At 68.8% G+C, this 2,029-nt stretch carries 2 protein-coding genes and 1 pseudogene; 1 reads left to right on the plus strand and 2 read right to left on the minus strand.

Going from position 1 to position 2,029, the window contains the following annotated elements; genetic code table 11:
* The coding region (locus KZA10_RS13400; protein WP_218683124.1) for an FAD-dependent oxidoreductase at positions 1-104 on the minus strand (104 nt) is incomplete at its 3' end.
* Positions 105-211: 107 nt separating this feature from the next.
* Complete coding sequence (gene gabT / locus KZA10_RS13405) at positions 212-1,576, minus strand: 4-aminobutyrate--2-oxoglutarate transaminase (protein WP_055865498.1); 1,365 nt, start codon at positions 1,574-1,576, stop codon at positions 212-214.
* A gap of 97 nt (positions 1,577-1,673) precedes the next feature.
* Between gabT and KZA10_RS18215 the strand changes: the two are divergent.
* Positions 1,674-2,029 (plus strand): annotated as a pseudogene (locus KZA10_RS18215) (hypothetical protein); the annotation flags it as partial.

The following is a 2,029-nucleotide window of genomic DNA, read 5'->3' on the forward strand; positions in this document are numbered from 1 at the left end:
TCCAGCACGGCGACCGACAGGCCGGCCTTGCGCAGGTCGTTCGCCGCCGTGAGCCCTGCGGCTCCGGCACCGATGATGAGTACGTCGCGGGTGATCTCAGACATCTGCAACTCCTTCGTTGGGTGAAGTAGTGCCGGTCGCGACCCGAAATCCCCCGATTGGGGTCGCGACCGGACAGGGGGTCAGGCCGCGCGGGAGCGCGGCCTGCATGCTATTCGGCGGCGGCCAGGGCGGCGGCCACGATGTCGAGTCCCTCGTTCAGCAGGTCGTCGCCGATCGAGAGCGGAGGAAGGAAGCGGATGACGTTGCCGTACGTTCCGCAGGTGAGGACGATGACGCCCTGTGCGATGCACGCCTTCGCGACGGCAGCGGTGAGAGCGGCATTCGGCGCCTTGGTCTCGGGGTCGACGAACTCGGCCGCGATCATCGCACCGTGCCCGCGGACATCCCCGACGCGGGGGTCGTTCTTCTGCATCGCGGTGAGACGGTCGGTGAGGATCGTACCGATCTCGCGTGCCCGCTCGATCACACCGTCGTTCTCGAACACGTCGATCGCGGCGAGAGCTGCCGCGCAGGCGATCGGGTTGCCGCCGTACGTGCCGCCGAGGCCGCCGGAGTGCGAGGCGTCCATGATCTCGGCGCGGCCGGTCACCGCGGCCAGCGGAAGACCGCCGGCGATGCCCTTGGCGGTGGTGATCAGGTCGGGCTCGATGCCGAAGATCTCGCTCGCGAACATGTGTCCGGTACGGGCGAAGCCGGTCTGCACCTCGTCGGCGATGAAGACGACGCCGTTCGCGCGGCACCAGTCGACGATCGCGGGCAGGAAGCCATCGGCCGGGACGATGAAGCCGCCCTCGCCCTGGATGGGCTCGATGATGACCGCGGCCAGGTTCTCGGCGCCGATCTGCTTCTCGAGCTGCAGGATGACACGGGCGGCTGCCTCGCGTCCGTCGAGGCCGTCGCGGAACGGGTACGACATCGGGGCGCGGTACACCTCGGGAGCGAACGGACCGAAGCCGCTCTTGTAGGGCATCGACTTGGCGGTCAGCGCCATGGTCAGGTTCGTGCGGCCGTGGTAGCCGTGGTCGAAGGCGACGACCGCCTGGCGACCGGTGTGCTTGCGCGCGATCTTGATCGCGTTCTCGACCGCTTCGGCGCCCGAGTTGAACAGTGCGCTCTTCTTGGCGAAGTCACCGGGGGTGACCCGGTTGAGCGCCTCGGCCACCTCGATGTACGACTCGTACGGCGAGATCATGAAGCAGGTGTGCGTGAACTGCGCGGCCTGTGCGGCGACGGCGGCGGCGACCTTCGGGTGCGCGTTGCCCACCGTGGTCACGGCGATGCCCGATCCGAGGTCGATGAGCGAGTTCCCGTCCGCGTCGACGACGACTCCGCCACCGGCGGCGACGGTCGCGACGGGCACGGTGTGGCCGACACCGGCGGCGACGGCATCCGCCTTGCGTGCCAGGATCTCGGCCGAGCGGGGCCCGGGGAGTTCGGTGACCAGACGACGCTCCTGAGGGAGCTCGGGTCCGCCGAGGGGAACTGCAACAGCTGCGGTGTCGAGGAGTGCCATGCTCGCGAGCGTACGGCTGCGAGAGAGGCGGCTGCACTCACCGCTCTGTATAATCTGGAGTAGGTATTCGCCGAGGTGTACAAGAGACGAGGGTGCCGTGCCCGTCATCGCCCAACCGACGCTGCGCGCGCTGCTGCAGCGCCGCGACCTCGGCCTCTCCCTGATCCCCCGTGAAGCCGACGTCCCCGAAGGCGCGCTCGACCGCCCCCTGCGCTGGGTGCACAGCTCGGACCTCGCCGATCCGACCCCGTTCCTCTCCGAGGATCTGGCGCTGCTGACCACCGGAACCCAGTTCGACGACGCCGTGAGCATCGACACCTATGTCGTGTCGATGGCGATCAACCGCGAGGAGATCACCGAGACGATCTTCTCCGGCACCCGCACCCCGGCGGCGGACTTCACTTCCCCGGTCATCGCCGGCTGGTCCGACTCGATCCCCGGCAACGAGGTCCT

This window comes from Microbacterium sp. BF1 (genome assembly GCF_019279095.1).
Lineage (GTDB): Bacteria > Actinomycetota > Actinomycetes > Actinomycetales > Microbacteriaceae > Microbacterium > Microbacterium maritypicum.